Source organism: Peribacillus sp. QJM3NY_7 (assembly GCF_056173225.1).
Genome location: NZ_CM149663.1, coordinates 3,859,088 through 3,884,451, shown reverse-complemented (window position 1 = coordinate 3,884,451; position 25,364 = coordinate 3,859,088). Strand labels below are relative to the sequence as shown.

23 protein-coding genes, 1 pseudogene and 1 other annotated feature are annotated in these 25,364 nt (G+C 43.5%); of the genes and pseudogenes, 19 read left to right on the top strand and 5 right to left on the bottom strand.

Annotated features, from left to right (window positions below; all coding sequences use genetic code 11):
- Positions 1 to 14 precede the first annotated feature (14 nt).
- Positions 15 to 497 carry a LiaI-LiaF-like domain-containing protein gene (locus AC0VX1_RS18590; protein WP_475468316.1) on the bottom strand — a complete coding sequence of 161 codons (483 nt, stop codon included), beginning with the start codon at positions 495 to 497 and terminating at the stop codon, positions 15 to 17.
- A gap of 253 nt (positions 498 to 750) precedes the next feature.
- Between AC0VX1_RS18590 and hemA the strand changes: the two genes are divergently transcribed.
- The 8 genes from hemA (at position 751) to ysxE (ending at position 9,968) form a co-directional block, all read left to right on the top strand.
- On the top strand, positions 751 to 2,097 hold the full coding sequence (gene hemA, locus AC0VX1_RS18585) for a glutamyl-tRNA reductase (protein WP_034308915.1): 1,347 nt from the start codon (positions 751 to 753) through the stop codon (positions 2,095 to 2,097).
- A gap of 10 nt (positions 2,098 to 2,107) precedes the next feature.
- Positions 2,108 to 2,938, top strand: coding sequence for a cytochrome C assembly family protein (locus tag AC0VX1_RS18580; protein WP_034308913.1), 831 nt, complete (start codon positions 2,108 to 2,110; stop codon positions 2,936 to 2,938).
- 9 nt (positions 2,939 to 2,947) lie between these two features.
- Entirely contained in the window at positions 2,948 to 3,880 is a 933-nt protein-coding gene (gene hemC / locus AC0VX1_RS18575) for a hydroxymethylbilane synthase (RefSeq protein WP_475468313.1), read from the top strand.
- Positions 3,880 to 4,677 carry a uroporphyrinogen-III synthase gene (locus AC0VX1_RS18570; protein WP_328134166.1) on the top strand — a complete coding sequence of 266 codons (798 nt, stop codon included), beginning with the start codon at positions 3,880 to 3,882 and terminating at the stop codon, positions 4,675 to 4,677. The genes hemC and AC0VX1_RS18570 overlap by 1 nt, the downstream gene beginning before the upstream one ends.
- Positions 4,674 to 5,666, top strand: coding sequence for a porphobilinogen synthase (gene hemB / locus AC0VX1_RS18565; RefSeq protein ID WP_413021268.1), 993 nt, complete (start codon positions 4,674 to 4,676; stop codon positions 5,664 to 5,666). Before AC0VX1_RS18570 ends, hemB begins: the two co-directional genes overlap by 4 nt.
- A 40-nt stretch (positions 5,667 to 5,706) precedes the next feature.
- A complete protein-coding gene (hemL, locus tag AC0VX1_RS18560) occupies positions 5,707 to 6,996 on the top strand; it encodes a glutamate-1-semialdehyde 2,1-aminomutase (protein WP_063575549.1) in 1,290 nt (429 codons plus the stop codon).
- A 405-nt stretch (positions 6,997 to 7,401) separates the two neighbouring features.
- A complete protein-coding gene (locus AC0VX1_RS18555) occupies positions 7,402 to 8,802 on the top strand; it encodes a LysM peptidoglycan-binding domain-containing protein (protein WP_475468310.1) in 1,401 nt (466 codons plus the stop codon).
- 95 nt (positions 8,803 to 8,897) lie between these two features.
- Entirely contained in the window at positions 8,898 to 9,968 is a 1,071-nt protein-coding gene (ysxE, locus tag AC0VX1_RS18550; RefSeq protein WP_413021266.1) for a spore coat protein YsxE, read from the top strand.
- A gap of 56 nt (positions 9,969 to 10,024) precedes the next feature.
- Here ysxE and AC0VX1_RS18545 read toward each other — a convergent pair whose 3' ends face one another.
- Positions 10,025 to 10,216, bottom strand: a complete 192-nt coding sequence (locus AC0VX1_RS18545; protein ID WP_034308896.1) for a hypothetical protein — start codon at positions 10,214 to 10,216, stop codon at positions 10,025 to 10,027.
- 226 nt (positions 10,217 to 10,442) lie between these two features.
- Positions 10,443 to 10,671: a binding site (T-box leader), on the top strand.
- A gap of 42 nt (positions 10,672 to 10,713) precedes the next feature.
- On the opposite strand from AC0VX1_RS18545, the gene AC0VX1_RS18540 reads away from it, so the two are divergent.
- Complete coding sequence (locus AC0VX1_RS18540; RefSeq protein ID WP_034308891.1) at positions 10,714 to 13,365, top strand: valine--tRNA ligase; 2,652 nt, start codon at positions 10,714 to 10,716, stop codon at positions 13,363 to 13,365.
- Positions 13,366 to 13,421: 56 nt separating this feature from the next.
- On the opposite strand, the gene AC0VX1_RS18535 is transcribed toward AC0VX1_RS18540, so the two are convergent.
- Together AC0VX1_RS18535 and AC0VX1_RS18530 are read right to left on the bottom strand one after the other, a co-directional pair.
- On the bottom strand, positions 13,422 to 14,267 hold the full coding sequence (locus tag AC0VX1_RS18535; RefSeq protein WP_475468306.1) for an ATP-grasp domain-containing protein: 846 nt from the start codon (positions 14,265 to 14,267) through the stop codon (positions 13,422 to 13,424).
- Positions 14,236 to 15,177, bottom strand: coding sequence for an ATP-grasp domain-containing protein (locus AC0VX1_RS18530; RefSeq protein ID WP_475468304.1), 942 nt, complete (start codon positions 15,175 to 15,177; stop codon positions 14,236 to 14,238). The genes AC0VX1_RS18535 and AC0VX1_RS18530 overlap by 32 nt, the downstream gene beginning before the upstream one ends.
- 98 nt (positions 15,178 to 15,275) lie before the next feature.
- On the opposite strand from AC0VX1_RS18530, the gene AC0VX1_RS18525 reads away from it, so the two are divergent.
- Positions 15,276 to 16,565, top strand: a complete 1,290-nt coding sequence (locus AC0VX1_RS18525; RefSeq protein WP_475468303.1) for a bifunctional folylpolyglutamate synthase/dihydrofolate synthase — start codon at positions 15,276 to 15,278, stop codon at positions 16,563 to 16,565.
- An 18-nt stretch (positions 16,566 to 16,583) separates the two neighbouring features.
- On the opposite strand, the pseudogene AC0VX1_RS18520 reads toward AC0VX1_RS18525, so the two are convergent.
- Positions 16,584 to 16,892 (bottom strand): annotated as a pseudogene (locus tag AC0VX1_RS18520) (transposase); the annotation flags it as partial.
- 541 nt (positions 16,893 to 17,433) lie between these two features.
- Here AC0VX1_RS18520 and AC0VX1_RS18515 point away from each other — a divergent pair.
- From AC0VX1_RS18515 to minD, 9 genes are all read left to right on the top strand, one after another.
- The gene (locus AC0VX1_RS18515; protein ID WP_475468301.1) at positions 17,434 to 18,186 is read left to right on the top strand and encodes a prepilin peptidase; all 753 of its coding nucleotides are present in this window, start codon (positions 17,434 to 17,436) and stop codon (positions 18,184 to 18,186) included.
- 307 nt (positions 18,187 to 18,493) lie between these two features.
- Positions 18,494 to 19,459, top strand: a complete 966-nt coding sequence (locus tag AC0VX1_RS18510; protein WP_413021260.1) for a hypothetical protein — start codon at positions 18,494 to 18,496, stop codon at positions 19,457 to 19,459.
- Between the two features lie 187 nt (positions 19,460 to 19,646).
- A complete protein-coding gene (locus AC0VX1_RS18505) occupies positions 19,647 to 20,216 on the top strand; it encodes a Maf family protein (protein ID WP_098186765.1) in 570 nt (189 codons plus the stop codon).
- Between the two features lie 59 nt (positions 20,217 to 20,275).
- A complete protein-coding gene (radC, locus tag AC0VX1_RS18500; protein ID WP_063577662.1) occupies positions 20,276 to 20,950 on the top strand; it encodes a RadC family protein in 675 nt (224 codons plus the stop codon).
- Positions 20,951 to 21,098: 148 nt separating this feature from the next.
- Positions 21,099 to 22,118, top strand: a complete 1,020-nt coding sequence (locus tag AC0VX1_RS18495) for a rod shape-determining protein (protein WP_034308871.1) — start codon at positions 21,099 to 21,101, stop codon at positions 22,116 to 22,118.
- A 136-nt stretch (positions 22,119 to 22,254) separates the two neighbouring features.
- On the top strand, positions 22,255 to 23,127 hold the full coding sequence (gene mreC / locus AC0VX1_RS18490) for a rod shape-determining protein MreC (RefSeq protein ID WP_413010255.1): 873 nt from the start codon (positions 22,255 to 22,257) through the stop codon (positions 23,125 to 23,127).
- Positions 23,124 to 23,642, top strand: a complete 519-nt coding sequence (gene mreD / locus AC0VX1_RS18485) for a rod shape-determining protein MreD (RefSeq protein ID WP_057276634.1) — start codon at positions 23,124 to 23,126, stop codon at positions 23,640 to 23,642. The genes mreC and mreD overlap by 4 nt, the downstream gene beginning before the upstream one ends.
- Before the next feature lie 117 nt (positions 23,643 to 23,759).
- Complete coding sequence (gene minC / locus AC0VX1_RS18480) at positions 23,760 to 24,443, top strand: septum site-determining protein MinC (protein ID WP_034308864.1); 684 nt, start codon at positions 23,760 to 23,762, stop codon at positions 24,441 to 24,443.
- A 2-nt stretch (positions 24,444 to 24,445) separates the two neighbouring features.
- Positions 24,446 to 25,249 (top strand): septum site-determining protein MinD, encoded by an 804-nt coding sequence (minD, locus tag AC0VX1_RS18475; RefSeq protein ID WP_034308862.1) that lies wholly within the window; start codon positions 24,446 to 24,448, stop codon positions 25,247 to 25,249.
- Positions 25,250 to 25,364 lie beyond the last annotated feature (115 nt).

Below are 25,364 nucleotides of genomic sequence, written 5' to 3'. Positions count from 1 at the left end.
GTAATCGAAAATCTTCACTTTTTTCGAACCAAAAAATAAATGCCGATCGCCATCAAGGCAAAGGGCCAAAACCTTTCGATGTTCGCGGTGGTTGCTTCAACAATCCCGAAAGACGTTGTGATTTTATCATAGAATAAGAATGTGATCGAGACGATGAATATGACCATCCCGTGAAACATTCCAGAATTTGTTTTACGTGCCCGGAGAATAAATCCCAGTGAGATGATTAAAATAAAGATACCTATATCATCCGGCCAAATCTCCAGGTTCTCGGCGATGTGGAAGTGGGCCCCGAACCCAAGTAAGATGACGCCTGGCAGGATGGACTCATATTCATTACCGCTATATGCCTGAATCAGGAAGGCGGCACCGACAATACATAATAAAGTGGGCCAGCTGAAAAAGCCCGGAAAGATTTCGATTTGGGAATGTTCAAGAAAAAAATAGAGCCCGAAACCGATTAAAACGATTCCTGGGAAAATACGTTGCGTTTTCATTTTATCCTCCTATGCAATTCGATTACTTGAAGTTTTTTGCCATTTTTGATATGGTACTTTTGTACACAATGTCGAAATATGTATGTAACTTAACAAATCCCGCTTAGACACCTTTTGTAGCATTGAGGCGTTTTCGCTGTCTTTTCATGGTAGCATATGTTTTCATAAACTGTTCATATTATTTGCGTGAATCCATTTTAGTACATGGTATAATTAATTTACATGAAAAATTTTGGGGGTGCAAAACAAAAGGATGCATATTCTAGCGGTTGGTATAAATTACAAAACTGCCCCTGTAGAAATTCGGGAAAAACTATCGTTTAACGAAGCCGAACTTGCCGAGGCAATGAAAGCTCTTAAAAATAAAAAAAGCATCTTGGAAAATATTATTATTTCAACATGTAACAGGACGGAAATCTATGCGGTCGGGGACCAGCTCCATACAAGCAGGTATTATATCAAGGAATTTCTTTCGGAATGGTTTAACATCGATAAAGAAGAATTTTCTAAATATCTGTTCATTTATGAAGGCGATGGGGCTGTCGAGCATTTATTTTCGGTTACCTGCGGTTTGAATTCCATGATACTGGGAGAAACTCAGATTTTGGGACAAGTACGTTCAAGCTATTTGTTAGGGCAGAAGGAAGATACGATCGGTACCGTTTTTAACCATCTCTTCAAGCAAGCCCTTACATTAGCTAAAAAAGCTCATTCGGAAACCGAAATCAATACCAATGCCGTTTCCGTAAGCTATGCGGCAGTCGAGCTTGCAAAAAAAATCTTTGGAGGCCTGAACGGCAAGAATGTCTTGATTCTTGGGGCCGGTAAGATGGGTGAGCTGGCCATTCAAAATCTGCATAGCAATGGCGCCGACAGCATTACGGTCATTAACCGCACCTTTCAGAAAGCGGTCGACCTGGCTGAGAGATTCAATGGTACGGCCAAACAGCTGCAAGAGCTTCAATGCGCTTTAGTGGATACCGATATCCTGATTACTTCCACTGGTGCAAAAGATCTTCTTGTAACAAAAGAAATGATGTCATTCGTCAATAAGCTTCGTAAGGGCCGTCCTATTTTCATGGTGGATATCGCAGTGCCGCGTGACCTTGATCCAACATTGGCCGAGCTGGAAAATGTCTTCTTGTATGACATTGACGATCTGGAAGGGATCGTGCAAGCCAATATCGAAGAACGTAAAAAAGCTGCCGAGAAAATAGAAATGATGATCGAATCAGAAATCGTGGACTTCAACCAGTGGATTAATTTACTTGGTGTGGTTCCCGTCATTTCTTCTTTACGGGAAAAATCCCTATCGATACAAAAGGAAACGATGGAAAGCATCGAAAGAAAGCTTCCGCATTTGAGCGAACGTGACAAAAAAGTCCTGAACAAGCATACGAAAAGCATCATCAACCAAATGCTGAAAGATCCGATACTTTATGCAAAAGAGCTGGCAGATGAGCCGAATGCAAAAGAGCAATTAAATAATTTCGTGAAAATCTTCCATTTAGAGGAATTGATTGAAGACCAGCTGGTTGCGGATGAAAAAGAACGGAACAGCTCCAAGTCATCCCTATTGAATCCAGTTCCTGTCCAGTAATGAGGTAGATATGGAATTACTAATGACAAGATTGCATGAAGCCACTGTTTTGCTGTATGCCATCAGTATGCTTTTATACTTTATTGATTTCCTTAATAATAACCAGAAGGCGAACAGGGTCGCCTTCTGGTTGCTTTCTATTGTTTGGGTGCTGCAAACAATTTTTTTGTTTCTGTATGTGTTGAAAACGGGAAGGTTCCCGGTATTGACGATTTTTGAAGGCTTATATTTTTATGCATGGGTCCTCATATCGCTATCATTGATCATTAACCGATTGCTAAGAGTCGATTTTACGGTCTTTTTTACGAATGTATTAGGTTTCATGGTTATGGCCATCCATACCTTTGCACCTGTTCAGATAGAATCTCAAGTGCTTGCACAGCGCCTGGTTTCAGAGCTATTGCTCATACATATCACTTTTGCGATCCTATCATATGGGGCATTCACGCTTTCTTTCGTTTTTTCAGTTTTATACTTAATTCAATATGATTTATTGAAACGGAAGAAGTGGGGAAAACGCCTGCTTCGACTCGGCGATTTAACAAAGCTCGAGCATATGTCCTATGTCCTCGCAGTTATAGGTGTTCCATTATTGGTGGTCTCCCTCATCCTCGGGATTCAATGGGCTTATATAAAAGTCCCTGGGGTATCCTGGCTGGACATGAAGATTATCGGCTCATTTATTTTGCTTATTGCTTACAGTGTGTTTTTATACTTGAAAATTCGGAAACAAATGTATGGAAGGACGCTAGCCTTTCTGAATATTGGATCTTTCATGATTGTATTAATTAACTTTTTCCTTTTCGGAAGCCTTTCAACATTCCACTTTTGGAATACATAGGAGGAAACTATGAGAAAAATAATTGTCGGTTCAAGACGTAGTAAATTAGCGATCACCCAAACGAACTGGGTGATCGATCAACTTAAAGGACTTGGAGTCCCATACGAGTTCGAGGTGAAGGAAATTGTCACAAAGGGTGACCAAATCCTTGATGTAACACTTTCCAAGGTCGGCGGAAAGGGCTTATTCGTTAAAGAAATCGAACAAGCGATGCTGGATAAAGAAATTGATATCGCCGTACATAGTATGAAGGATATGCCGGCAGTGCTGCCTCAAGGTTTGACGATCGGCTGCATACCACCGAGGGAGGATCATCGGGATGCTTTGATATCAAAGAACCATGAAACCCTTTCCGAACTGAAGCCCGGTTCCATCATAGGTACAAGCAGCTTGCGGCGTGGCGCGCAAATTTTGGCTAGAAGGCCGGACCTTGAAATTAAATGGATTCGCGGAAATATCGATACCCGTCTGAATAAGCTGAAAACGGAAGAGTATGATGCTATCATTTTAGCGGCAGCCGGACTATCAAGAATGGGTTGGGAGCAGGACATCGTAACGGAATTTTTAGATGAAGATATTTGCATTCCGGCAGTTGGACAAGGAGCTCTTTCCATTGAATGCCGTGAGGACGACAAAGAACTGCTGGCGGAACTTGCGAAATTGACCTGTGAAAAAACGAAAAGGACGGTTGAAGCGGAACGTGCCTTTTTGGATAAAATGGAAGGCGGATGCCAGGTGCCGATTGCCGGATTTGCGGTGGCAAAAGATAATGGATCCGTTTCCTTGACGGCTTTGGTCGCTGCCCCGGATGGAAAGGTGATATATAAAGAAATGGTTGAAGGTGCTGATCCAGAGGCGGTTGGGCATGCTGCAGCCAAACAGATTAGCGAGATGGGCGGTAAAGAATTGATCGATCGCGTAAAAGAAGAGCTTGATCAGTAATGAACCCAGTTCAACCTCTTAAGGATTATCAGGTATTGATCACCAGAGGGAAAGGACAGGCAGATGGTTTAAAAGAGTCGATCGAAAAAAATGGCGGAACGCCGCTTCTTGTGCCATTGCTTGAGTTCACCCTTCCAGATCATATGGAAGATGTGCAGCAGCGGTTTGAAGAGTTGCTTACATATGACTGGATCATTCTGACCAGTCAAAATGGGGTGGATTTCTTCTTTAGGCTTCTTGGAAACCAGCCTTTGAAGCTTCCGAAAATAGCCGTAATCGGCTCCAAAACAGAAGCGGCCCTGAAACGGCATGGTTATAAGGCGGATTTCGTTCCAGCTCAGTTTGTTGCCGAAGGGTTCGTGGCGGAGTTCAATACCCTGCTAGATCCGGGTGCCCGCGTGTTGCTGGCAAAAGGAAATCTCGCAAGGGCGGTTATAGCGGAGGCGATCAATGAAGCTGGAGCAATCTGTGATGAAGTGATAATTTATCATACAGTGCTTCCTCGAAGCAGTGAAAAAAAACTGGTGCAGCTTATAAAGAACCATGAAATCGACATCATGACCTTTACGAGTTCATCGACGGTCAATCATTTTTTACAGATCATGAAAAGCCATGAATTGGATACATACATAGACCGGATCATCATCGCCTGCATCGGGCCGATTGCCGCTAAAACGGCTGAAAAACATGGGCTATCCGTCGATGTCTGTCCAGATGTTTATACGACGGATGCCATGGTTGCTGAGTTAATACGCTTTATCTTGAAAAGAAATAAACAGGGAGGAACTTTCAAATGAAAAACATTCCATTCAATCGCCACCGCCGCTTGCGTGCAAGTGCTGGCATGAGGGCTTTAGTCCGTGAAACACAATTGCATAAAGAGGATTTGATTTATCCGATCTTCGTCATCGACGGGGAAAATGTGAAAAATGAAATCAACTCCATGCCAGGTATCTATCAGCTATCCATGGATAATCTGGGTGCCGAAATGGATGAAGTCGTGAGTCTGGGCATTAAATCAGTCATTTTATTCGGTGTCCCTTTTGATCATGATAAAGACGAACAGGGAACAGGGGCATTTCATCACAACGGACTTGTGCAAGAAGCAACCCGCTATATTAAAAAACAATATCCTGAAGTTATTGTCATAGCGGATACCTGCCTTTGCGAGTATACAAGCCATGGCCATTGCGGGGTCGTTGAAGGGGAAAAAATCCTTAATGACGCTTCTCTTGACCTTCTTGCCAAAACGGCAATCAGCCAGGCTGAGGCCGGCGCAGACATCATTGCGCCTTCCAATATGATGGACGGTTTCGTTGCGGCCATCCGTGCAGGTCTGGATGAAGCGGGTTATGAAGATATTCCGATCATGTCCTATGCGGTGAAATATGCTTCGGCTTTTTACGGCCCATTCCGTGATGCCGCGAATGGTGCGCCGCAATTTGGCGACAGGAAAACTTACCAAATGGATCCCGCCAATCGCCTTGAAGCGTTTCGTGAAGCTGAAAGCGATGTTGCTGAAGGTGCGGACTTCCTAATCGTGAAACCGGCCCTTTCCTACATGGACATCATCAGGGACGTTAAGAATAACTTTAATCTTCCGATCGTTTCCTATAATGTCAGCGGTGAATATTCAATGGTCAAAGCTGCTGCCCAAAATGGCTGGATTGATGAAAAAGCGATAGTGATGGAAATGCTGACAGGCTTGAAACGCGCAGGTTCCGACTTGATCATCACGTATTTTTCAAAAGAGGTAGCACGCTGGATTAACGAAGATAATCAATGATAAAAAAATATAACCTGTAATGGAAAAAGGGGATTGAATCATGCGGTCATATGAAAAATCGAAAAAAGCTTTTGCCGAAGCAAAAAATTTGATGCCAGGCGGCGTGAACAGCCCGGTACGTGCCTTCAAATCTGTGGACATGGATCCCATTTTCATGGAGCGTGGAAAAGGCTCGAAAATGTATGATATCGATGGAAATGAATATATCGACTATGTTCTTTCATGGGGACCGCTCATCCTGGGGCACACGAATGACCGTGTCGTGGAATCATTGAAAAAAGTAGCGGAGTCAGGTACAAGCTTTGGAACCTCTACACTGATTGAGAATGAACTGGCCAAGCTGGTCATGGAACGGGTGCCTTCGATTGAAATGATCCGGATGGTATCATCAGGAACCGAAGCGACGATGAGTGCGCTAAGGCTGGCACGAGGCATTACAGGCCGTGATAAAATCCTGAAATTCGAAGGTTCCTATCATGGCCATGGCGATTCATTGCTGATCAAAGCGGGTTCCGGCGTTGCAACATTAGGTTTACCGGATAGCCCTGGTGTACCGGAAGGCATTGCAAAAAATACGATTACCGTAGCCTATAATGATCTTGCTGCAACCAAATATGCGTTTGAACAATTTGGCGAAGACATCGCCTGTATCATCGTAGAACCTGTTGCAGGGAATATGGGTGTGGTTCCGCCACAACCTGGTTTCCTCGAAGGCTTACGTGAAGTGACGACCCAATACGGGGCTTTATTGATCTTTGACGAAGTCATGACAGGGTTCCGTGTCGGCTATAATTGTGCACAAGGCTATTTTGGCATCGTACCTGACCTGACTTGCCTTGGGAAAGTAATTGGCGGCGGCTTGCCTGTCGGAGCATTTGGAGGCAAGCGCGAATTCATGGAACAAATTGCCCCGAGTGGGACAATCTATCAAGCGGGAACATTGTCCGGTAATCCTCTTGCCATGACGGCCGGCCTTGAAACGCTGAGCCAATTGACTCCAGAATCTTATGTTGAGTTCACTCGAAAAGGGGATATGCTCGAAAAAGGAATTGGAGCGGCAGCGGATAAGTACGGTGTTCCCCATACATTCAACCGTGCCGGTTCCATGATTGGACTTTTCTTTACTAATGAGGATGTCGTAAACTATGATACAGCAAAAACATCCGATTTAGAGTTCTTTGCTTCCTACTATAGGGAAATGGCGAATCAAGGCATCTACTTGCCGCCGTCACAATTTGAAGGGTTATTCCTTTCCACTGCACATAGTGATGAAGATATCGAAAAAACCATTGCTGCGGCAGAACAGGCTTTTGCCAAATTAAAAAAATGATTCAAGGCTTCATGAGCTACCGCGATATTCGATAATGATAAATTTGAACTGGCTGCCATTTTTCCAAAAACTTTTGGAGAAATGCAGCCAGTTTTTTTGAATTCAATCCGTACGTGGAAGAACCGAATTTAACGTTCACGGCCGAATTAATTGGAGGTAGGTCTAAATAATTGGTAGAATGCAGAATTAATAGGCTGTTGGGAATTAATCTGGCGGTATGCCGAGCGGGCTTTTCTAGCTGATTGTTATTCCCGCTTGATTTAGCCTGAAAATTGAACCTCTTTCTTTTAATTCAGGGAATATCTAAGGAGAGCTGCAAATGAATTAAGGAATAAACAGCTTCCTCCCTTCATAGATTGATATTGGTATAGGTACCGTTTCATGAAGCTGAAAGGAGGAGTTGTCTTGTCGCAAGAAAATGAATCGTATTTACGATTTTCTTTAGAGGAATCCGTTTGGTTCCAGAAGGGACAGGAAGTGGCTGAGCTATACTCTATTTCCCTTGATCCAAATGTGTCGATTCAAGAAAGTGATCAATATGTTTTTATACGAGGCTCGTTGGATTTAAGCGGTGAATACAAAGACTCGCAAAATGGTGAAGAAGAGGAGTTTTCGCAGACCTTTTTGCCAAAAGCGGTTCAAAAGGTCGAGAGGCATCCCAATGGACTTAATGAGTTCACACACCGTTTTCCGGTTGATATAACGATTCCGAATAATCGGATTGCCTCTTTGGATGAGGTTGATGTCTCGATTCAAAGCTTTGATTATGCCATGCCAGAGCATAACTGCTTGAAATTGCAAGCGGACCTTTTGATAACCGGAATCTATAATGATTCATATGTGGAAGAACGGTTTGATACTGAGCAGGAAGTTGGGGAAACGGAGGATCAGGAAGAAACGGATGGGGAAAATGAGTCATATATTCCTTATGCAGCCGCAGTGCCGCCAATCCCGGATTTTCAGCCCGTTTTCCGTGATGAGGAGGAAGAAGAGTTATACGCGCCTTTTTCTGCAGAGTCAAAACGGGTTTCTGAAGCAAATGAAGAAGAAGAAGAGGAACCGATTTATTTAAGCGATCAGCATAATGCTCCCGTTTTTGAAATTCCGGTTTCACCATATCCTGAAGAGGAGGAATGGGAAACGGAAGTGCATAGACAGGAAGAAGCTGAAGCTGTAGAGGAAGAAGTAATTGGTGATCCGCCTGACTCCCCGGAAAAGGTACCTTCCATGGGAGAGTTGAAATTGGAGGAAGAACCAAGCAGGCAGGATTCCTTGGAGATTCCTAGAGTGACATTTATAGAAGAAGTAGAAGAAGAGCCAAGTCAAGCAACCAATCATGAAAGTAGCCCAGTTTTAAATGTAGAAACCGAGGATGTCATCCGGCAGGAAGACGATGCCGTTACAGCGGGTCCTATCCTTAATGAGAATGTGAAGGTGGAGCAGGAAGAGGAATCCAATTCGTCCATAAGCGATCTATTCAAAAAGAGGGAAAGACCTGCGCCTCCGGCTAAGGAGGGTAAGAGTTTCAAAGGCAGGAAACAAGCAGCGGAACGTGATGAAAAAGAAACGGCCGATCATGATGAAAAGCAGCTTTCCATCATGGATTTATTCGGACGGAAACAAGAAGAAGAACTGGTAAGGATGAAGGTTTGCATTGTTCAGCAAGGGGAAACGCTTGATGACTTGGCTCAACGATATGATGTTACGGTTCAATCGATCCTTTTCAGCAATGAATTGGAGTCGAATCAGAACGTCCATGAAGGGCAAGTCATTTATATACCGAAGGCGGTTGCGTATAAGAATTGACCGGGACAGAGAGCAGGGCATATGCTCTGCTCCTGTTTTTTAAATGCTAGAGGAAGCGGATTGTTTAGTTTTTTTAGAGAAAGTGAGTGAGTCTCGTGAGGGAAAACGAGAATCAGCAGCCTGCCAATCGGGATCGGGACACGGAGACCGTATTGAAGGAATATGCCATGTATGTACAATATATTGAGGACTTCGGGCGTGTAAAAAAAGTATACAGTGATCGCGGTACATTTGCCTTGAAATCCATGTCACCGCATAACGGCATTGATTTTATCAAAAATGTTCAAAAACTGTACCATCGCGGCTATAATCGAATCGTTCCCATTTATCAAACGATGGATCAGCGTTACGCCGTTCTGCATAATGGACGTTTGTATTACCTGATGCCCTGGCTCAATGATGAAAGGGACGGGGAGCGCGATGAAAAGCATAAGCAATTGTTCAGGGAGCTTGCTCGGATGCATACACTTTCCGTTAAGGAAATGCAAGTGGATATTGAGGAACGGGAAGCACATTATGAGCGGACGCTTGATGCCTGGAATAACGAAAAGGAATTTATAGAAGAGTATATTGTCAGCTGTGAAAAGAAGTGGTATATGTCTCCATTCGAACTCACGGTTTGTTCTTTCTACACTGATATTTCACAGGCGCTGAAGTACTCGATCAAGAAGTTTGAAACCTGGTATGAAAAAACGAAGGATAGTGAAAAGGTTCGAACCGTGGTAACGCACGGAAAGGTTTCTTTGAAGCATTTCGTTTATGATGAGCGGGGATATGGCTACTTCATCAATTTTGAGAATTCGAATACGGCTCCGCCTCATTTCGATTTACTGCCATTTCTCGTTAAAGCGGCCAGGACTTATCCTGTCCAATGCGATGACTGTGTTGACTGGCTATATAACTATTTTCGTTATTTTCCGTTAAAAGAAGAAGAATTATTGCTCATGCAAAGTTATCTGGCATTCCCTGGATCAGCTTTGGAATTAGTGAAGGGTTATTCCGATGGCAGGGGCCATCGTTCAGAGCTTGATAATGTCATGCAACTTCAGCGGCAATTTTGGCTATTGAAAAATATTGAATATATGGTGATGAGAATCGAAGAAATCGAACAGAAGAAAAAGGCGGCTGCCGAGGCTGCCAAAGAAGAACAATCACCCCCAAGCTAAATATACATGATTGGATCATCTCCAGTCATGTATATTTTTTTGCTGTAAGGGAATAATTAAATCCATTCGAAATACAAAGACATGGCCAGGAAAATAAACGCGATAAGCAGGAGCATATCGAAAAAAGTAGGGAAAATCAGCGTGCGTAATCCTTGGAATACGATAAAGGGGACGATGAACTGCTGGCAGACACCGCGGAATTTTTTCACCCAAGGCGGTAAAGTATAGGGAGTATATCTTCGCTTCATATTATTACCTTCCTTTTTAGGACTTCTTATATTCTATGGGTGGGCAGTGAAAAAGGTGAAACAGCCGTCACATTCACTGTTTCTGGAGGATAAAATAAAGAAAATGAACATGAATGCATCAAATGGGATGATTCCTGAGTAAGTAAGCGAAAAGATGATTGACTGGAGCCCCATGTTTTTTGTACTATATACTATATGCATTCAATGTTTTTACATATGAATATAAATCAATGCAAAGACCGGAAATAGTAAGATGAAATGCACTTTTCAGAGAGGAAACCAAATTGGTGCGAGGTTTCCAGGCAGCAGCATCCGAAGTCGTCCGCGAGCAGTCTTCGTGAACTTCTTAGTAGCGAGGGCCGGTGAAGAGCCGTTATCCGATTTGAGAGCCGAAAGGGATTTTTTTCTTTTTCGGAAAAAAGGTGGCACCGCGAACAACTTCCTTCGTCCTTTTGAGATGATGGAAGTTTTTTTTATGCCCAAAAGGAGGAAATGATATGGAAGAGAACCAAATTTCAATGCCGACTAAATATGATCCGCAGACGATAGAGAAAGGCCGCTACAAATGGTGGCTTGATGGAAAGTTTTTCGAAACGACGGGTGACGATAAAAAAGAACCATACACGATTGTCATCCCGCCGCCTAACGTTACAGGTAAGCTGCATCTTGGCCACGCTTGGGATACGACACTTCAAGATATATTGACACGCATGAAAAGGATGCAAGGCTATGATGTTTTATGGTTACCAGGCATGGACCATGCCGGTATTGCCACTCAAGCGAAAGTAGAACAGAAACTTCGTGCGGATGGCGTGAGCCGTTATGACCTTGGGCGTGAAAAATTCGTGGAAGAGACATGGAAATGGAAAGAGGAATATGCGAGCCATATCCGTGAACAATGGTCAAAGCTAGGTCTTGGACTTGATTATACCCGTGAACGCTTCACCCTGGATGAAGGTCTTTCAAAAGCAGTGCGCGAAGTGTTCGTTTCGCTTTATAACAAGGGCTTGATTTATCGCGGCGAATACATCATCAACTGGGATCCATCAACGAAAACGGCGTTATCCGATATCGAGGTCATTTACAAAGATGTGCAGGGCGCATTTTACCATATGAAATATCCATTGGTTGACGGATCGGGTGAAATTGAAATTGCCACCACCCGTCCAGAAACGATGCTTGGCGATACTGCTGTTGCTGTACACCCTGAAGATGACCGTTATAAACACTTGATCGGCAAAAAGGTCCGCTTGCCAATTACAGGCAGGGAAATCCCGATTGTCGGTGATGATTATGTCGATATGGAATTCGGTTCAGGCGCGGTCAAAATTACTCCTGCTCATGATCCGAATGACTTCGAAATCGGGAACCGTCACGATTTGGAGCGCATCCTTGTCATGCATGAAGATGGCTCGATGAATGAAAAGGCCGGTAAATATGAAGGCATGGACCGTTTTGAATGCCGTAAGCAAATCGTCAAGGACCTTCAGGAAGAAGGAGTACTCTTCAAAATCGAAGATCACCTTCACTCAGTAGGCCATTCAGAGAGAAGCGGTGCTGTTGTTGAACCATATCTTTCGACGCAATGGTTCGTTAAGATGCAGCCGCTGGCTGATGCATCCGTTGAGCTTCAAAAAGGAACCGATGAGGAAAAAGTTCATTTCGTACCGGACCGTTTCGAGAAAACGTACCTGCATTGGATGGAAAATATCCGCGACTGGTGCATTTCCCGTCAGCTTTGGTGGGGACACCGCATTCCCGCCTGGTATCATAAAGAAACAGGTGAAGTGTATGTAGGTCATGAAGAGCCGGCGGACGCTGAAAACTGGGAACAGGATACAGATGTCCTTGATACATGGTTCAGCTCGGCATTATGGCCGTTCTCGACTATGGGCTGGCCTGACAAGGACAGTGTCGATTTCCAACGTTACTATCCAACCGGGGCACTTGTGACAGGCTATGATATCATTTTCTTCTGGGTATCACGGATGATTTTCCAAGCTCTTGAGTTCACAGGTGAACGACCATTTGAAGATGTGCTGATCCACGGACTGGTTCGTGACGAACAGGGGCGCAAGATGAGTAAATCGCTAGGCAATGGTGTCGATCCGATGGATGTCATCGATCAATACGGTGCCGATTCCCTGCGTTACTTCTTATCTACGGGCAGCTCGCCAGGCCAGGACCTTCGTTATAGTACGGAAAAAGTCGAAGCAGTTTGGAATTTCTCCAATAAGATTTGGAACGCATCACGTTTTGCTTTGATGAACATGAATGGCATGACGTATGACGAAATCGATTTAAGCGGTGAGAAGTCTGTAGCCGATAAATGGATCTTGACGCGTTTGAATGAAACGATTTCCAACGTAACCAGACTTGCGGACCGTTATGAGTTTGGTGAAGTGGGCCGTGTGCTATACAACTTCATTTGGGATGACTTCTGTGACTGGTATATTGAAATGGCGAAGCTTCCGCTATATGGAGAAGACGAAGCGGCTAAGAAAACGACGCGCTCGATCTTGGCGTATGTACTGGATAACACAATGAGATTGTTACACCCGTTCATGCCATTCATTACCGAAGAAATCTGGCAGAACCTACCGCATCAAGGTGAGTCCATCACTGTTGCCGCTTGGCCGGAAGTGAATGAAGAGTTGACAGATACAGCTGCAGCCGAGGAAATGAAGCTGCTTGTTGAAATCATCCGCTCCGTCCGTAATATCCGTGCTGAGGTGAACACACCGTTAAGCAAAAAAATCAATTTGATTTTAAAAGCGAAAGATGAGGCCATCTTAGCGACATTACAGAAAAACAGCAGCTATATCGAGCGTTTCTGTAATCCTGAACAATTGACGATCGGCATCGAAGTCGAAGAGCCTGCTCAAGCCATGACAGCTGTCGTGACTGGCGTAGAACTAATCCTTCCGCTTACAGGACTGATCAATATTGACGAAGAAGTGAAACGTCTTGAAAAAGAACTCGACAAACTTAATAAAGAAGTTGAGCGTGTACAGAAAAAATTAGGCAACGAGGGCTTCGTCAAAAAGGCGCCGGCAAGTGTCATCGAAGAAGAACGTGCCAAGGAAAAAGACTATAGCGAAAAACGCGACTCTGTAATCCACAGGATCAGCGAACTGAAACAACTGTAAAACAAAAGGATGAACCAGCTTGAAGCCGGTTCATCCTTTTTCTGTTTACATGCTATTTAAGAAGAGGATATGCTTTCTTTTATGAATGAAAGGTACTCCCATACGATATTCATATCACTTAGTGCACTTAATGTCCGGCTCCCGACGACATCCTCAATCTCGTTCAGCATGAGGCTGCCATCTTCGGCAAATATGAAATCGATACCGACCAGGCCGAAATCAAATGAACCCATTACTCTTTCAACAAGGGCTAATTCATGCGCAGTCAGCTCATATAGCGAAGCCGATCCGCCCAGCGTATAATTTGCCTTGAAACTGGAAGCGGATTCCCTAAGTACAGCAGCCTTCACTTTTTTTCCAATTACAAAAACGCGGATATCCCTACCGAATAAGCCAGGTTTTTGAACTATCCAATTCCCATCATTCAGCTGGGCAAGATCATCGGCATGCTCGATTAGAAATACTTGTTTCCCGCCGCGGCCGCTTGTTTCTTTAGCAATGAAAGGGAGCTCCATGTCATCGGCACTCGGCCTTCCGTTACAATATACGGTATCGGCCATTGGAATCCCCAGCGAGGACAAATATTGATGCGTCTTTGCTTTGTCATTCGCGATTTCCGATACGAAGGAGGAGTTAAAGCAAGCAATCCCCAATTGCTCAAGTTGCTTAGTGAAAAAAGGATCGATGGTCCGGATGATGGCAAAGTCCGGCAATGAAATTGGCTGTATCTCATGTTCCACATACAACTTGTTGAAACGATGTCCGATCCTAAGGTCTTCCCGAAAGTGAAAGTGTAAATCAAGATCAAGCTTACTGGCTTCGTCAAGCATCCAATCTATGTATCCTTTATTTTTCAAGGCATCCTCACGGTTATAAATCAACCAGCCTGCTTGTTTTTTCATTAGATGCACTTCCTTTTCCTAATTCTTTCAAGATATAATCGAACATGCTATCGGCGATGTTGATGCCTGTACATTCATAAATGTTCAATAAATGCGAATTTGAATTCACTTCGCACAAAAGCGGACCTTCTTCACCAAACAGCAAATCGACGCCAGCGAAGTCGGCACCCAGAATTTGCGCACATCGAATGGCAAGTTGTGCTTCTTCACTGGTGGGGATATATGGTGCAGCCTGCCCCCCGGCAGTCATATTAGCTCGGAAGTCCTGCTCGGAATGACGTTGCATCGCTGCTATGACTTGATTGCCCACGACATTCACGCGAATATCCCGACCTTTACTGTGCTCGATGAATTCCTGGATGATAAATGGTTTGTGGCCAAGATCACGGATCGTCTTCAGTAACTCATCCTCTGTTTGGATTAAATATACTTGTTCCCCAAAAGAACCGTATGCTTCCTTAACGATTAGAGGATAACCGAGTTCATTGCCGATTTGGATGAAAGCATCCATATTGACCCTTTCAATCCCTTCGTACGTAAAAGGGGGAAATATGGTTTTCGGCATCGGTATGTCATGCCCTGTTAAGGCTTGATGTGTTTTTGCTTTGCTGTCGCATATATCGATTGCTGCACTGCTGTTATATACGGGGATGCCGAGCAATTCCAAATGGCGCGCCAAATGAATGTCTTTATCCATGAACAGAACAAAATCCGGCAGCTTATCAAAGTTTCCTTTAAGCAGCGGCACTCCTTTTTCGATTATGGGCATGAGATCTGAATTGCGGATAAGGGTTGCCGTGATATCTTTCCTTTCAGCCGCCTCTTTAATGAACAAAGCTAAACTGGAAAACTTATCATGCTGTAAATAGCCGTTGACGACAATCCAACAGTGGAAATCTGAAGTTTTCATGGTAAAACACTACCTTTCATCTAGGTTAATCGTACATATATTGATAAAATAATCTTAACGCATAAGAGCGGTATAAAGAAAGAGGAGGCTCCACGATAATGGTTACAACCATGAAGGAAATCAATCAATTTTTTGAACGGCGCCAAGTTCGATTGGGCATGAATTTTGGCCTGTCACGGATGGAAACATTGTTAACTGAATTAGGCGACCCGCACAAGGAGCTAAAGTATATTCACATTGCGGGGTCCAACGGGAAAGGATCGACACTGCAATATATTAAAGAAATTCTGCTTGCCCAAGGGATTCGGGTCGCTTCCTTCACTTCTCCTTATTTAATACGGATGAATGAACAGCTGAAGGTGAATGAGGATGAAATCAGTGATCAGGAATTCATCGATGTCTTCCGGAAGCTTTGGCCGATCATCCATGAGATGGACAGCAAGGGGAATGGTCCCACCCAGTTCGAAATTTTGACTGCAATGGCATTCTCTTATTTTAGCAAAAAGGAAGTCGATTTGGTTTTGATGGAAACCGGTTTGGGAGGCAGGCTTGACACAACCAATGTCATCCAGCCGTTTCTTTCGATCATTACCTCGATCTCTTTGGAACATACGAATATCCTGGGTAACACACTCGGGGAAATTGCTTTTGAGAAGGCAGGCATCATAAAAAGCGGAGCGCCGGTCATCAGCGGAGTCACAGCCGGGGAACCAGCAAAAGTAATTGAAGAAAAAGCGTTAGCTTTAGGCGTACCTTATTACCAATTGGGCAAAGACTTTCGTGTTAGCGATATGAAGCGAAGTGAACGTGGGCAAAGTTTCTCATTTTCGCTTGAAGACAGGTCGATTGAAAATGTGGAAATGCGGATGCTGGGCCGTCATCAAATGGAGAATGCGGCACTGGCCATTGCTGCTGTCACAGTAGGGATGGAAAATATCGATGAAAAAAGCATCCTTAAAGGAATAGGGGCAGCGAAATGGGATGGACGCTTTGAAAAAATATCGGATGAGCCGCTGGTGATCATTGATGGTGCACATAATCCTGCTGGCATCGACGTACTGAAGGAAACGCTAAAAGTGCATTACCCCGACTATAAGTACCGATTCGTATTCAGCTCATTTAAAGATAAAAACTATTCCGAGATGCTTCATGGACTGGAAACGGGGGCGATGGAAATCATCATTACCGAATTCGGCCATGAACGGGCGGCGGATGCGAAAACGCTTTATGAAAAATGCAATCATCCAAATAAAAGTATGAACAAGGATTGGCAGGCGGCGATAACGGAAGGCAGAAGGAAAACGGGGGATAAAGAGATTCTTGTCATTACAGGGTCCCTTCATTTCCTTTCACTTGTGAGGGAGTTCCTAATCAGAGAAGATGCCTAAAGGATGTGCATTACCGCAATGAGGCACTTTATCGTGGAAACCAAAGCCTAAGAACCAACGGTAAGCCATATTTGTTTCAACTTCTTCAATTGCTTTATGCATTGAACGAATACCGAGGGTAAATCGAATGAAAGTCAGTTTGGCTAATATAACTGGATCAATACTTGGGCTTCCTATCTCTGAATATATATCTTTCACCAAATCACAAATGAAAGTGAAGTCAATGGCAGCCTCCATTTTACGAACCAAATGATTCGCCGGCACCAGTTGATCTAAAGCAATCATTTCAAGTTGGTCTCGCTGAATAGAATAATGCTTCGAAAGCATCCTCATCACCTCAGGTTTTAATAGTTCTATTTTAAAACAAAAATGACTCCAGGCAAAAGTGTTCTATCTAAAAGGTAAGACAAAGTTGATTGGAACGGAAGGTACGAGACTCCTGCGGGGAAAGCGCGTCTAGGGGAGACCCCGCAGGCGAAAGCCGAGGAGGCTCCCCGACCGCCCGCGGAAAGCGAGTGCCTGGAGTGGAAATCAACGTCCAAATTGAACAAGCCATAAAAATAGACAAACTCGATTTTCATCGAGTTTGTCTACAGTCTGAGGACCCTTTCAAAGGTCCTTTTCTCTTGTTAAAGAGCCTCTTGAAAAGAAAAAACTCCAATAGAGTGATTGATAACAAATCACCCAGTTTATTTGTTAAAATATGATTATATATTGCATTCCATATGAATGTTGAATAGTAGGGTCTGCTTAATAAAATGACGGGAGGGATGAGCATGAAGAACCCAATGGTTAATTACATAGCGGAAGGGACTTTTATATCAGGGTTTCAAAGAAAGGCAATCGAATCCTCATGCACTTTGTATAAATGATGGCTATCCATATCTATCTCTTCGTATTGGGCTTGATTTTAGGCTCATTCTTTAACGTTGTCGGTTTAAGTGTTCCAGCTGGTCATTCATTCGCGAATCGTCGTTCCGCCTGCCCTTCTTGCGGGCGTACATTGACATTCTTCGAGTTGATACCGGTTATTTCTTATATGTTGCAAGTCGGTAAATGCCTGGGCTGTAAAGCAAGGATATCCCCCCTTTATCCGGCCGTGGAAATGCTGACCGGTGTTTTGTTTGCCTCTGCTCCGATATTCCTTGGCTGGTCGGGCGAACTTTTGGTTGGCTGGATATTGATTTCATTATTTATGATCATCTTCGTGACTGATTTCGCCTATATGCTCATACCCGATAAAATACTGCTTTTCTTTACGGTGATTTTTATCGTTCTAAGAGTCTCATTTCCGCTGTCGCCCTGGTGGGATTCAATTGTCGGGGCAGCGATTGGCTTTAGCCTGCTGCTATTGATCGCTGTCGTGAGTAAGGGTGGCATGGGTGGCGGTGATATCAAGCTGTTTGCAGTGATTGGCTTCGTATTGGGAATGAAGATGGTGCTGTTATCGTTGCTTTTTGCGTGCTTTTATGGGGCATTGCTTGGCATCACCGGGTTGCTGACCGGAATCTTAAAAAAGAAAACCCTTATTCCTTTCGGACCGTATATCGTTTTTGGGACATTGACTGCTTATTTTTGGGGCGATTCGCTATTACATTGGTATGTATCATTTTTAAGATGAGCTTAAAGGGCCATCCTGATCCAAGAGGAATTTGTCAAAAATCACCTGAACAATAGCTCAGTAGGGAACCATCCCCATTTGACGGCAAGAGATTATGAAATGATGGAGGGATGTATGTAATTGGTGAGAGGTGATATGGAATGGTTCATGAAGCAATAGTACCAGTACACGGAATTCCTTTTTTGATACCCATATATGAATAGGGAAATTTGACGAAACCTATTAATGACAAGACGACAAAAGTCTTGTTATTTTTTTTTCCCTCTATGATAGGATGAAAAAAATGATCTGGAGGGGAGGAAAAAAATTGGGCAAGCCGGAACAAAGCAAGGGTGTAACGATTAAAATAAATGGGGAAGAAAAAGTATTTGCCGATAAAAAAATTGAAAGTCAAGAGGCGGCGAGTAAGGAGCAGGAACAGGAACAAACTGATGAGAGTTTCGAATGGATACTCCCTGAGGATTCAAATGAAGGCAAGATCGTATTGGTACCCACACCGCCAAAGAAGAAAATGCCGAAGCTCATCAGCTTTGGTACCGGGTCACTGAAAAGCTCGGATAAAAGACCGATCAAGACATTCATGATTGCAGTCATCTGTGCTGTGTTTTTTGGGTCGATTCTTGGCTTGATCGCCGTTAAAACGATTACAAAGGAAAAAGCCGAAGTATCTTCGGTCGAGACCCCGATTCCAACCGAAGCCACTGTTGAAGATAAAAAAGCGGCAGTGACCGAACCGGGAAACCAGCTGAAGACATTTCTTGTACAGGGCGGAGTATTCAGCAGCGAGGATGCGGCAAGGCAAATTCAAAAGAAAATCATTGAAAAGCAGGTTCCTGCTGAAATCTTCAAATTGGAAGAAAGCTATTATTTATTTCTGGGATCGGCAGAGAGTCTAGCTGCAAGTAAAGAACTGGCCTTGTTCTTAAAGTCATATGATGTGGATGTATATTGGAAGGAAATCAATTTTGAAGCGGCCGGGACAAGCCAAGAAGATGAAAAAACCCTCGACAAGATGAAGGAAGTATATGCTTCGTTGGCAGAAACATCCGCAACAAAGCTTCGCGGAAAGGCAGGGACGGTAAACGGGGAAACCCTGAAAAAAAACATGGATGAACTGAAGGCGGGGAAATTATCGCCGGCGTTTTCAAAGATGAACGATGACCTGACTGCTGCGGCAAAGTCGATTGATGAATATGAGACTTCCAAAAATGAAGAAAAGCTATTCCAGGCTCAAGAAAGTCTTCTGAATTTTTTATTGAATTACCAAAAGTAAAGAAAAAAGGGGGGCTGCCTAATGGGACAAGCCTCCCAATATGAAACCATCTGTGACACCTTTTTTATTTTCCGGGAAATACTTACAGGGATTTGTCGATTCCTAGTAAACAATAATTGTGGATTGCATCATTATTTGATAGGATAGATATGTATCTCCCTATGTAAAGAAAGGTGACTTTTATATTATGCAGCCATTGATTTTAGCTTCCTCATCACCACGTCGTAAAGAACTTCTTCAATTTCTTCAAATCCCCTTTGAAAGCATGAATTCCAATGTTGATGAAAGTATTGATGAAAACATGTGTCCTGATGCAGCGGTGAAAGAACTGGCATCCCGTAAAGCGGAAGCCATCGCAGCAAAATTTCAGGAAAGCTGGGTAATCGGCTCGGATACCGTTGTTGTCCTTGATGGTAAGATTTTGGGTAAGCCGGTAAGCAGGGCGGATGGAAAAAGAATGCTGGAAATGTTATCAGGACGGACACATGAAGTATACACAGGTGTCGCCATCCTGTTCGGAAAGCATCGCAGAGTATTCGCAGAAAAAACGGAAGTGACATTTTGGGAGCTGCCAGAAGCTGAAATCGAACGATATCTGGATAGCGGGGAACCTTTTGACAAAGCTGGCGGCTATGGGATTCAAGGATACGGATCTCTTCTTGTCAAACAAATCAAAGGGGACTATTTCTCAGTCGTCGGGCTTCCGGTCTCAAGGCTGGCCCGGGAACTTAAAGCGATGCAGGAAGAGTTAGGATAATCTGATTTCCCCTGGCATCTTCCCTTTTCTATGGAAGGGTTGATCTTTTGAGCGAAAAAATGTTAATACGGGATTACCCGAAAGAAGAGAGGCCGCGCGAAAGGTTTCTCCAGGATGGGCCGCAAAGTCTTTCCAATCAGGAATTGCTTGCTTTGCTATTGAGGACGGGATCAAGGGAAGAATCAGTCTTGCAACTATCCGGCAGGCTCATCAATTCCTTCAAGGGCCTGCGCCTGCTAAAAGAAGCCTCAGTGGAAGAACTGACCGTGATTAAAGGGATTGGTGAAGCAAAAGCGATACAAATCCTGGCCTCTGTCGAACTTGGCAGGAGAATTAACAATTTGAATGACCAAGACCGTTATGTGATTCGATCTCCTGAAGATGGAGCTAATTATTGCATGGAGGAAATGCGTTTTTTATCACAGGAACATTTCGTCTGTCTCTATTTAAATACGAAAAATCAAGTGCTACAAAAAACTACGATATTCATCGGGAGCCTCAATGCCTCGATCGTGCATCCGCGCGAGGTCTTTAAAGAGGCTTTCAAAAGGTCAGCTGCCTCTATCATTTGTCTTCATAACCACCCCTCCGGAGACCCCTCTCCCAGCAGAGAAGATATTGAAGTGACGAAAAGGTTAGTCGAATGTGGTAAAATAATCGGCATTGAAGTATTGGACCATATCATAATCGGGGAACATAAATATGTTAGCTTGAAGGAAAAAGGTTATTTATGACACTATCAAATTTTTTGACGATACGATATAATATTGTTTATGATTTTTAAAAGAGGAAACTTTTTCAAAACTCTTATTGTCAAAAAACGACAAATTATTATTTGAACTTATAAAAAGGCATTTTTGTTTACGAAAGGGAGATACCATAATGTTTGGAATTGGAGCAAGAGATATAGGGATTGATTTAGGAACGGCGAATACGCTTGTCTATGTGAAGGGAAAAGGCATCGCAGTACGTGAACCATCGGTTGTAGCGGTACAAACAGATACAAAGCAAATCGTTGCAGTCGGAAACGATGCGAAAAACATGATCGGCCGTACACCTGGTAACGTGGTTGCCCTGCGCCCGATGAAGGATGGAGTAATTGCCGATTATGAAACGACGGCTACCATGATGAAGTACTATATGAAGGAAGCTCAAAAGAAGGGCGTATTCGGCAACAAGCCATATGTCATGATTTGTGTGCCTTCTGGAATTACGGCAGTTGAGCAGCGTGCAGTCATCGATGCAGCAAGACAAGCTGGAGCCCGTGACGCATATCCTATCGAAGAACCGTTTGCAGCAGCGATCGGTGCGGATCTTCCCGTTTGGGAGCCTACAGGCAGCATGGTCGTTGATATCGGCGGAGGGACGACGGAAGTGGCCATCATTTCCCTTGGCGGAATCGTTACAAGCCAATCGATCCGTATTGCCGGTGACGAAATGGATGATGCCATTATCGTTTACATCCGTAAGAACTACAATTTGATGATCGGTGAGCGTACTGCTGAAGCGATCAAAATGGAAATTGGTTCTGCTGGAGACACGGAAGGCGTCGAAAACATGGAAATTCGCGGCCGTGACCTATTGACTGGATTACCAAAAACGATCGAAATTACAGCTGAGGAAATATCCAAAGCATTAAGCGACACCGTTTCTGCAATTGTGGATTCCGTGAAAAACACTTTAGAGAAAACACCACCTGAATTAGCCGCTGACATCATGGACAGAGGCATTGTACTGACAGGCGGGGGTGCTTTGCTGCGCAATTTGGATAAAGTCATCAGTGAAGAAACGCAAATGCCGGTGATCATCGCTGAAAATCCTCTGGATTGTGTTGCGATCGGAACGGGAAAAGCGCTGGACCACATTCATTTATTCAAGACTAAATCAAGAGATTCGCGATAAGCATTACTTCTCAAATAGGGCCGGCTCAACAAAAGGTGCATTTTTGAGCCGGTTTTCTTATGTTTTGCTGTTTCATTAAATCCATAGTGTAATTTTAAAAACCATAGAGTAAATTTTAGATAGAGGTGTAATCACCATGCCACAGTTTTTTAATAAAAAGCTCCTTCTCTTGCTCGTTAGTATTATCGTTCTCGTGGCATTGATCGGTTTTTCATTAAGGGAGAGAGAAGAGTTGACCTGGCCGGAGCAATTCCTGAAAGATACGACAGGCTGGGTCGGAAATGTGTTTAATAAGCCAGTATCGGGTATAACAGGTTTTGTAGGGGGCTTAAAAGACCTTCAACATACATACGATGAAAACAAAAAATTGAAAGCCCGCTTGGATGAATATGTATTATTGAAAACCCAAGTCCAAGATTTAAAGGAAGAAAATGAAGAACTTCGCGATAACCTCAAAAAAGAAGATGACCTGCGGAAGTATTCGCCCACTCAGGCGACGGTCATCGGCCGTAATCCCGACCGCTGGCATGAAATGCTGACGATCAATAAAGGGAAGCGTAATGGGGTAGAAAAAAACATGGCTGTCATCACTTCCAATGGGTTAGTCGGTAAGGTGAAAACGGCGACGGATTTCACGGCCTCGGTTCAACTTTTAAGTTCGATCGATAAAGCCAACCGTGTCTCAGCCATCGTTCAGGGTGATGATAAAGCATATGGCTTGATTGAAGGGTTCGATGATAAGAAGAACCTTTTGCTGATGAAACGGATTCCTTACGATAAAAAGATCAAGAAAAATTCATTGGTCATCACATCCGGTTATGGAGGAATCTTTCCGAAAGGTCTGCTGATCGGGAAAGTTGTCGATGTCAAAGTGGATCAATATGGATTGAACCAGACTGCATATATCGAACCTTCGACGGATTTTTATGATATTAATAATGTCATGGTCGTTCAGCGTGAAGTGGACGGTGTACCGAAAGAAAGTGAAGGGGAGGATGAAGCTGAGTGAGATATTTCATCCTTTCTTTCATAGCCTTGGTTTTTTTTGTTTTTGAAAGCATCTTCGCCCAGATGTTCGCTGGAGATGCATTCGGGGCCGATAAAATCGTCGTGCCCCATTTCATGATGATATTCGTTTTTTTCCTGACCATGTACGGGTCCAGGAAAATGGGTATGCTTTATGGGGCGATTCTTGGGTTGACTTATGATGTCGTATATACGGAAATCCTTGGAATTTACATGTTCCTGCTGCCTTTTCTTGCCTATCTGATATCGAAAAGCATGAAAATCCTGCAAAATAATATTTTGGTTGCCTGCCTTACTGCGCTTTTATTCACGGCAGTTTTAGAGGTTGTCATCTTTCAGATGAATATCATCCTATCATTTGCAGATATGGGATTTGGTGAATTTGCGGAACGGAGATTGATTCCGACATTGTTATTGAATCTCGCATTCATTATCATCAGTTGCTATCCTTTAAAAAGAATGATTGAAATGCTTGATTTGCAAGGAGAAACGGAATAACGTTCCTGTGTCTTTAAGAAGCAGGTGGGAAATGTATTTTCTATTTTCCGTGTACGTAGAAAAAGGAAATTTGTTTTCCTATGTCGAATTATATTTCATTGAGGTGAAACAAACGTCATGAATAAAAGAATTCAGCAAAATGTCATGATTAAGGGAACAAAAGACGGGTTTATGCTTCATCTCGATGATTCTTGCTCATTTTCCGAATTATTGAAAGAGTTAGAAGTGAAGCTTTCGGCAAACTATCAGTTTCAAGAAAATGACCCGTCCATTTCCGTAAAAGTACATACAGGGAACCGCTATCTTGATGAACAACAAGAAGAAAAGATTAAAGAGGTCATCCATAAAAAGAAGAAGCTTTTCGTGGTTGAGATGATTTCGAATGTCCTGACGAAGGATGAAGCGAAACGATGGAAAGAAGAAAACCAAGTGACGACCGTGACAAAGGTGATAAGGTCGGGACAGGTTTTTGAAGTTCCCGGTGACTTACTGTTAATTGGGGATGTCAATCCCGACGGAACGGTTCGTGCGGGTGGCAACATATATATCATGGGACAGCTAAAGGGAATAGCCCATGCCGGATATAAAGGGAATAATGAGGCCATCATAGCTGCCTCTGTCATGAAGCCTGCCCAGCTGCGCATTGCCGGACAAGTGAATCTATCTCCTGATCAATATTCAAAATGGGGACATGACTTGGAATGTGCCTTCATGGATGAAGAAGAAAATATCATTATAGAAAAACTGCAAGTTTTAAAGAAATATAGACCTAATTTAAATAGATTAGAAGGGGGTCTCTAATCGTGGGAGAGGCAATAGTTATAACATCCGGTAAGGGTGGTGTCGGGAAAACGACCACCTCCGCCAATTTAGGAACATCTTTAGCTCTTCTAGGCAAGAAGGTTTGCTTGATTGATACGGATATTGGTCTTCGGAATTTGGATGTGATCATGGGATTGGAGAATCGCATCATCTATGATTTGGTCGATGTGGTCGAAGGGCGCTGCAAGATACACCAGGCGCTCATTAAGGATAAACATTTCGAGGATTTGCTTTATTTGCTTCCAGCTCCGCAAAATAGTGATAAAACAGTGGTGAATGAAGAGCAGATGAGGAAACTCATTAGCGATATGAAGCCTGACTATGATTATGTCATCATTGATTGCCCTGCAGGCATCGAACAGGGGTTCAGGAATGCCATAGCTGGGGCAGACAAGGCGATTATCGTTACGACGGCAGAGAGACCGGCTGTAAGGGATGCTGACCGTATTATTGGCCTGCTTGAAAAAGAAGAGCATATTGAACCGCCTCAATTGATCATCAACCGGATTCGCGGCCATTTGCTTCATGAGGATGAAGAAATGGATATCGATGGAGTTGCCGATTTTCTTAAGATTGATTTGATCGGCGTCATTCCTGATGATGACCAGGTCATTGTGGCAGCGAATAAAAAGGAACCCATTGCCTACAATCCGGACAATAGAGTCTCGCTTGCCTATCGGAACATTGCCAGAAGGATCCTTGGTGAATCTGTGCCCTTGACTCCAATTGGCAGCGAACCAAAGGGCTTCATGTCCAAGTTGAAAAAATTCTTTAGCGTGCGGTAAATCTATATTCTTTTGTCAAGAAGCGGGGAGCATTTGATGCCCTCGCTTTTTTTTGCACGGAACTTCATGAAAATAAAAAAGGCAAGCCGTATCCCGGCTTGCCTGTTCTATATGC

What these genes read in the sequence shown, in the direction of transcription:
- AC0VX1_RS18515 (WP_475468301.1), top strand. Translation starts at nt 17,434, where the DNA reads ATGATGGCTATCCATATCTATCTCTTCGTATTGGGCTTGATTTTAGGC.
- AC0VX1_RS18570 (WP_328134166.1), top strand. Translation starts at nt 3,880, where the DNA reads ATGAACCCAGTTCAACCTCTTAAGGATTATCAGGTATTGATCACCAGA.
- AC0VX1_RS18580 (WP_034308913.1), top strand. Translation starts at nt 2,108, where the DNA reads ATGGAATTACTAATGACAAGATTGCATGAAGCCACTGTTTTGCTGTAT.
- hemL (WP_063575549.1), top strand. Translation starts at nt 5,707, where the DNA reads ATGCGGTCATATGAAAAATCGAAAAAAGCTTTTGCCGAAGCAAAAAAT.
- hemA (WP_034308915.1), top strand. Translation starts at nt 751, where the DNA reads ATGCATATTCTAGCGGTTGGTATAAATTACAAAACTGCCCCTGTAGAA.
- AC0VX1_RS18535 (WP_475468306.1), bottom strand. Translation starts at nt 14,267, where the DNA reads ATGAAAAAACAAGCAGGCTGGTTGATTTATAACCGTGAGGATGCCTTG.
- mreC (WP_413010255.1), top strand. Translation starts at nt 22,255, where the DNA reads ATGCCACAGTTTTTTAATAAAAAGCTCCTTCTCTTGCTCGTTAGTATT.
- AC0VX1_RS18495 (WP_034308871.1), top strand. Translation starts at nt 21,099, where the DNA reads ATGTTTGGAATTGGAGCAAGAGATATAGGGATTGATTTAGGAACGGCG.
- hemC (WP_475468313.1), top strand. Translation starts at nt 2,948, where the DNA reads ATGAGAAAAATAATTGTCGGTTCAAGACGTAGTAAATTAGCGATCACC.
- minC (WP_034308864.1), top strand. Translation starts at nt 23,760, where the DNA reads ATGAATAAAAGAATTCAGCAAAATGTCATGATTAAGGGAACAAAAGAC.
- radC (WP_063577662.1), top strand. Translation starts at nt 20,276, where the DNA reads ATGTTAATACGGGATTACCCGAAAGAAGAGAGGCCGCGCGAAAGGTTT.
- AC0VX1_RS18545 (WP_034308896.1), bottom strand. Translation starts at nt 10,216, where the DNA reads ATGAAGCGAAGATATACTCCCTATACTTTACCGCCTTGGGTGAAAAAA.
- AC0VX1_RS18525 (WP_475468303.1), top strand. Translation starts at nt 15,276, where the DNA reads ATGGTTACAACCATGAAGGAAATCAATCAATTTTTTGAACGGCGCCAA.
- AC0VX1_RS18505 (WP_098186765.1), top strand. Translation starts at nt 19,647, where the DNA reads ATGCAGCCATTGATTTTAGCTTCCTCATCACCACGTCGTAAAGAACTT.
- hemB (WP_413021268.1), top strand. Translation starts at nt 4,674, where the DNA reads ATGAAAAACATTCCATTCAATCGCCACCGCCGCTTGCGTGCAAGTGCT.
- AC0VX1_RS18540 (WP_034308891.1), top strand. Translation starts at nt 10,714, where the DNA reads ATGGAAGAGAACCAAATTTCAATGCCGACTAAATATGATCCGCAGACG.
- AC0VX1_RS18590 (WP_475468316.1), bottom strand. Translation starts at nt 497, where the DNA reads ATGAAAACGCAACGTATTTTCCCAGGAATCGTTTTAATCGGTTTCGGG.
- AC0VX1_RS18530 (WP_475468304.1), bottom strand. Translation starts at nt 15,177, where the DNA reads ATGAAAACTTCAGATTTCCACTGTTGGATTGTCGTCAACGGCTATTTA.